Here is a 6939-nt window from a genome sequence, read left to right as displayed (position 1 = left end):
CGCCGTGTTGCCCGTCTGGCTCAGACTGGTCATTGCCAGGTTGATTGCGCGGGGCTACTTTGCTTTCAACACCAAGCAGAGGCGAGGGGTCTTCGCGAACCTGAGAATCATGCGGCCTGAAGCAAGTCATCGGGAGCTGTCACGGTTGGCATTGCGGACGTTCGAACAGGCTGGCATGAATCTGGTCGACTTCTTCGAGATACCGTCCACCAGCGATGCTCGCATCGAATCGATGATCGTGAACTTTGCAGACATACACGTGCTCCTCGACCAGCGGTCCGGTGGCAGGCCCTTCTGCCTGGTTACCGGGCATTATGGTCACTGGGAGTTGGCTGGGGCGATGCTTGGCCTTGGCGGCTACAGGACGCATGCGATTGCACTCACGCAGAACAGTTGGGTCGTCCAGCGGCTCTATGAGTCGCTCCGTGTGCGTTTTGGACTGACTGCCCACGACGTTCGGTTCGGATTGAGGGAGCTCCTCCGACATCTACCAGAGGGCGAAGTGCCGGCTATTGTCTCCGACAGGGACTATGCGAACGGTGGCGAGGAGGTAGAGTTTTTTGGGCATCCTGTCCGCTTTCCCCGTGGGGCAGCACTGCTTTCTTTTCGCAGGAAGCTCGTTGGAATTCCTGGATTCCTTGTACGACAGCCAAACGGCAGGTTCCTGCTGGAGTTTGGCCGGCCAATCAACCCGGAAGCTTCAGACGAGCGGTCCTGGGTGCGAGCTTTTGTGGTCGACTTCGCGCAGCAGTACGAGGCTATTGTTGACCAGGATCCCACACAGTTTCTGAATTTCTTCGATTTCTGGAGCATCGTCCCATGAAAATCGCTGCGGTTATTCCTGCCTTCAACGAAGAACACAACATCGCGGCTGTCGTGGAAGGGGTGCGTCCATTTGTTACCGCCACCGTGGTCATCGACGATGGTTCTGCCGACAATACAGCTGGGGCCGCGCGTGCCGCGGGTGCCATCGTCCTTTGCCACGAGTCCAATGTGGGCAAGGGCGCTGCGCTCAAGACTGGATTCAGGTATCTCATCGATAGTGGTTATGATGGCGCGGTTACCATCGATGCTGATGGACAGCATGACCCTGCTGAGATCCCGCTGTTCATCGCTGCGGCTGAACAAGGCTACGACATGGTCATCGGGAACAGGATGTCGAATGTCTCGACGATGCCCTTCATCCGAAGATTCGCGAACCACGCGTCTTCATTTCTCATTAGCTTGTTCCTTGGGCAGAATGTCCGCGACAGCCAGAATGGTTTTCGCTACTACAAGCTGACTTCGGTCCTCTCTCTGCCGCTGAAGGCGAACAAGTATGACCTGGAGACTGAGGTTATCTTCAAGGAAGGCAGGGCAGGGTATCGGATAGGTTGGGTGCCGACTCGGACTATCTACCGGGCGGAGGCAAGGAGCAAAATCAACTCGCTCACTGACACTCTCAGGTTTGTCGGGGTGCTTGTGCGATACGGTTTGTTCAGGTGGTAGGTTGATCGGTTGTATCAGTGCGGACCGTTTTCGAGTGGACAATGTGAAGACGAGAGGGAATTGTAGCCCCTTTTCCCTAGCTGCGTGAGTGTTTACGGGAGACGAAGATGTAAAGACATGTTTTCCTGACAAGAGAGGTTGATTGGCGAAGGCCTCAAAAATCGTGGAGAGAGCGCAGTTGACTGCCAAACAAAAGGGAGTAGACTTTTAATTTGACCGCTTTTTTCCACACCGATATGAAAGGAGAGCCATGCGCGTGGCAGGAGATATTATAGACTTTACCAAAATCAAATCAAGTTACGCGATGCCCGACCTCCTCCAGCTCCAGAAGACTTCTTACGACTGGCTTCTGGGACCAGGACTCGCTCAGATCTTTGCGAGAGTATTTCCCATCGACACCGCCAAACTGCGGATCGAATATGTGAACCACGATATCGAACAGCCGGGCAAGTCGATGGAGAACTGCCACAAGGCAGGGCTGAGTTTTGAAGCGATGGTTCGTGCCAATTTCCGCCTCATCAACAAGGAAACCGGCGAGATACGGGAACAGCCACTTATCATCACACAGATTCCGCTCATGACGCCATTTGGAACGTTCCTCATCAATGGCGCGGAACGCGTGATCGTTTCACAGCTGGTCCGCTCGCCTGGCGTTTATTTCGAGGGTGGAAAGGACAAGTTGTCCGGCGCACAGATCTATATGGTGACCCTTATTCCTGACCGGGGAAACTGGATGGAAATTGAGGCCGGCAAGGACGATGTCATCTACACGCGTCTTCGGAAGAAGGCTCGCAAGGTTCCCGTGACTCTTGTGCTCAAGGCCCTTGGCATCGAGTCCAACGAGGAGATCGAGCGCCTTTTCACCATCGAGAAGACCGAGCGCCTATCCACCGAACAGCTTCGGTCGGTGTTCGATCAGGCCGAATATACGGCTGTCGAGCCACTTCTGGATTCCAAGGGTAAGGAGATCATCAAGGAAGGTGCTGCGATTACCCGGAAAGCAATGAGCCTTCTTGAGAATCATGGCGCGAGCTCGTTTCTGGTCAGCAGCAGACAGCCTGACCGCTGGATTATCAAGACACTCAAGGCCGACAAGACGACGAATCAGGAAGAGGCGGTGAAGCAGATCTTCAAGGAGATGCAACCGAAGGAGCGCCTTACGCTCGAGGCTGCGCAGAGTCTGCTCTCGACTCTTTTGACCGACCAGGCATACAACACGTTCGCATCGATTGGTCGGTACAAGATCAACAAACGATTTGGAGTAGACAGCGATTCTGCTGTTCTGACCAAAGACGATTACGTCTCCATTATTCGACACCTGATTGACATCCGCGAACGCAAAGCTAACTTCGATGATATCGACAGTCTGGCGAACCGTCGTATCAGGCGTGTGGGGGAGTTGCTTGCCGAGGAAATTCAGGACAGCATGCTGAAGGTAGCCAAGGCAACCCGTGACAAGGTCACGATCTACTCGTCAGAGCAGATGATGAACCTCCAGAATGTCCTCAACACCAAGCCGGTCATCTCTTCTATCAGAAACTTCTTCGGCCAGAGTCAGTTATCCCAGTTCATGGAACAGATCAACCCGTTGTCGAGTCTTGCGCACAAGAGACGTCTAAGCTCCCTCGGACCAGGCGGTCTGAACAGGAAGCGGGCGGGCGTGGAAGTCCGCGATATCCACTCTTCCCACTACAGTCGCATTTGTCCCATTGAGACTCCAGAGGGTGGGAACATAGGACTAATCAACAGTTTGAGTTCATACGCCAAACTTGACCAGTTTGGATTCATCACCGCGCCGTATGCCAAGGTCGAGAATGGTCGCAAGGACGAGAAGAACGTTGTCTATATGGACGCCGAGGAGGAAGAGCACCATTCGATCGCCCAAGCCAATACTGCTGTCGATGCGAAGAGCCGTCTGACTTCGAAGACGGTTATCGCCCGGCAGCGCAGCGAAGGCGGCGAAATCCTCCCGAAAGAGCTTCCTGCCGGCAAGGTCGACTACATTGACCTCTTGCCGTCGCAGGTATTTGGGATTTCGGCCTCGTTGATTCCCTTCCTTGAGCATGACGACGCAAACCGCGCCCTCATGGGTTGCAACATGCAGCGACAGGCAGTGCCACTGGTACGTCCGGATCGCGCCCGCGTTTCGACTGCCATGGAAGGACGGGTTGTTCATGACAACGGTGACCTCGTGCTCAGCGATGTGGACGGGATCGTCTCGTATGTGGATGCCGAGCAGATCCGGATCTCGCCTTTGGTCAACGTGGCGGACCTCCAGGCCGGCAGCATCCCAGTGGATGTCATTCCCGTCATGCTCGCCTCAGATGCAAACGAGCCCGGTATTCTCGGCGATGTCCGCATGGTGCCCATTTCCTTCGCGCCTGCCGGTGTTCCAGAGGTTATTCTCAAATTGATAGGCTCGGAGATTTCACGCGAGCAGGTCGAGGCTCTTTCGGATGAGGGAGTCGAATCATTTCAATACGTTCCCGCAGGTTCCATCGTTCAGAATTCGCTGACGGACCTGTTTGACGTGCTGACCAATGATAGTCTGGTCGGGAAAGTGTTGGCTAAGGATGTGCAGGAAGGCAAGAACAAGGTGCACAAAGCCGGCACAAAGATCACCGAGACTCTGCTTGGCCGCGTCATCAACAATGCAAAAATCCGCTCTCTTCCTATACAAGAAGGCGACGAGATCACGTTGGTCGAACTACAGATGCTTACCATGACTCCCATTGGGCAGCAGGTTCTCGGCCATCGGATTCTGGGTGTGACATCGGTGCAGGACCTGAATTCCAATATCGGCCGCACGGTCGCCGAGGAGAGTCTCCGCGACCTCTTTGCCAAAGACAAGAACGCCAGTATCCTGACGTATGATCCTGCCAAGGCAGCAGGCTATGAGCTCTTCCGAGTCAACGGATCGCTTGCTGGTCAGACACTTGCTGAGGACGTTCAGCTTCGCAAGCCCAAGATCAAGAAGCTGGCTGTCGGGAGAAAGCTGACCCGCGACGATCTGATTCTTATGGCGAAGAACGGCGTGACCCACGTTTCCGTACCCCGGGCTCGTGTGTTCGAGCTTCAGAAGTTCAAGCGGACGAACCAGGACACGTGTATCAACCAGCACCCGGCCGTTTCCACAGGAGATGAAGTACACGTCGGCGATCTTCTCGCAAACGGGTATGCGTCTGCGGAAGGGGAGCTTGCCCTGGGCAAGAACCTCTTGGTTGCATATGTCCCATGGCGAGGGTATAACTACCAGGACGGCGTCATCGTCAGTGAGCGTCTCGTACGCGACGATAGTCTTTCGTCCATTCACATCAAAGAGCACAAGATCGAGGTGAGGTCGACAGAGTTCGGCAAAGAGGAGATCACCCGCGACCCACCCAACGTCTCTAAGGAACTCGCGCGCCATCTGGACGAGCGTGGCGTGGTTCAGGTCGGAGCACACGTCAAGGCTGAGGATGTTCTTGTGGGCAAGATCACGCCACGCGCTGAACAGGAGGAGTCCCCTGAGGTAAGGGTCTACTTCGCTCTGTTCCATGACAAGGCCCGTGACTACAAGAACACATCCTACAAGGTGCCGCCCGGAGAGGACGGAGTCGTCATTGACGTGCAGGAGATCACGAAAGACAACACGAGTGACGCTCTTCCCGTCGGCGTCGAACGGATCATAAAAGTCTATGTCGCCAAGAAACGCAAGATCATCGTCGGAGATAAGGTTGCGGGACGCCATGGAAACAAGGGTGTCATTACGCGTATTCTGCCGCAGGAGGACATGCCGTTCCTGCAGGATGGAACGCCTGTCGATGTTATCCTGAGCCCGCTTGGCGTACCCTCACGCATGAACATCGGCCAGCTTCTTGAGGCCAGTCTGGGCATAGCTGCCCGGATGTTGAACGTTCGCGCCGTGACGCCCGTGTTCAACGGCGCTACCGAGGAAGAGATCAAAGCTCTTCTTCGCAAAGCTGGACTCGACGACAGCGGCAAGGAGGACGTTCGAGATGGGGTCTTTGGCAAGTACTTCGATAGCCAGGTTACCGTAGGAGAAGCATATATCCTCAAGCTGATTCACCTGGCCGAAGACAAGATGCACGCGCGCTCGACTGGCCGCTACACCCTTATTACCCAGCAGCCAATCGGTGGCAAGGCACAGTTTGGTGGCCAGCGCTTTGGAGAAATGGAAGTATGGGCCCTGGAGGCGTATGGTGCCTCGACCGTACTGCAGGAGATGCTGACGATCAAATCGGACGATCTTGAGGGCAGACGTGTGGCTTACGAGCGTCTCACAAAAGGAAACAACCTCTTCGAAACGGGTTCCCCAGAGTCGTTCAACGTTCTCGTGAAAGAACTTCGTGGACTTGGGCTGGACCTGGAGACGCTGCCCAAGGCAGGGGACACTCACGCGAAGAGTACCAAGGTAGTGCTCGAAGACAACGAATAGTATTCTCTAGGGGAGGAAAAGGTGAGCAGATTCAGCCCGAGTGACATAAGAAACTTCGCGCTAGTTGGACAAGGTGGCTCTGGCAAGACGATGATCACAGAACGCCTGCTTTTCCGTGCCGGCGCGAGCCAGAGAGTTGGCCGCGTCGAAGATGGAACTACTGTTTCCGACTACCTGGATGAGGAAATCAAACGTCACATCAGTACAAGTATTGGCCTTTGCGAGTTTGATTACAAGGGGGTTCGGCTGAATCTGCTTGATACCCCGGGATATGCCGATTTCATGACAGAAGCACAGGAGGCGGTCAGGGTAGCTGACGCCACACTCCTCGCAATCAATGCCGGGGCTGGTATTGAAGTCCAGACCCCGCGTTTCTGGGGTTTGTGCGAAGTGCAGCATATTCCCGTCGCATTTGTGATCAACAAGGTCGATCTGGAGAATATCGACTTCGATGCCCGAGTTGCTGAGTTACAGGATGCTTTTGGACACAAAGTCGCCACATTGACGATCCCGATTGTCTCAGGTCCCGCTTTCTCTTCGTTTGTCAACGTCCTCACTGGCAAGGTCTATACGTATGCAGCTGGCAAAGACGAGGCGAGTGTGTCTGACGCCATTCCCGATGCTGTCAGGTCCGACTACGAGTCGGCGCGCGTTGCCCTCACCGAAGCTGTTGCAGAATCGGATGACACCATCATGGAGAAGTATCTTGGTGGAGAAGCTCTGACTCAGGACGAGCTCGTGATGGTCTTCACCAAAGCGTTCAAGAAACGCCAAGTGTTCCCCGTCCTTGGCGTGTCTGCCCTGAAAGGGGTCGGTTGCGACTACCTCATGGATTTTGTGTCGTCCTACGCTCCTTCGCCCGTAGAGGTTTCGGTCCAAGCGACTCGCAAGGGGACCGATGAGACGGTGGAACTCCAGGCTGATCCAGCGGCGCGTGTAGCAGCACTTGTGTTCAAGACCACCTCAGACCCGTTCGTCGGCAAGTTGTCGTTCATGCGCATCTATAGCGGAAA

4 protein-coding genes are annotated in these 6939 nt (G+C 54.9%); all 4 read left to right on the top strand.

The features are described from left to right. Nucleotides 1-823 (top strand): lysophospholipid acyltransferase family protein (locus SMC1_RS10600; RefSeq protein ID WP_165849258.1); only part of this gene is annotated, 823 nt, incomplete at its 5' end. Then, a complete protein-coding gene (locus SMC1_RS05810) occupies nucleotides 820-1488 on the top strand; it encodes a glycosyltransferase family 2 protein (RefSeq protein WP_119085842.1) in 669 nt (222 codons plus the stop codon). The genes SMC1_RS10600 and SMC1_RS05810, both read left to right, overlap by 4 nt. A gap of 256 nt (nucleotides 1489-1744) precedes the next feature. Beyond that, nucleotides 1745-5926, top strand: a complete 4182-nt coding sequence (locus SMC1_RS05805; RefSeq protein ID WP_165849257.1) for a hypothetical protein — start codon at nucleotides 1745-1747, stop codon at nucleotides 5924-5926. Nucleotides 5927-5947: 21 nt separating this feature from the next. Then, the coding region (locus SMC1_RS05800; protein ID WP_119085840.1) for a GTP-binding protein at nucleotides 5948-6939 on the top strand (992 nt) is incomplete at its 3' end.

The organism is Candidatus Cryosericum septentrionale (assembly GCF_003570995.1).
GTDB lineage: Bacteria > Caldisericota > Caldisericia > Cryosericales > Cryosericaceae > Cryosericum > Cryosericum septentrionale.
This window is presented reverse-complemented; position numbering and strand designations above follow the sequence as displayed.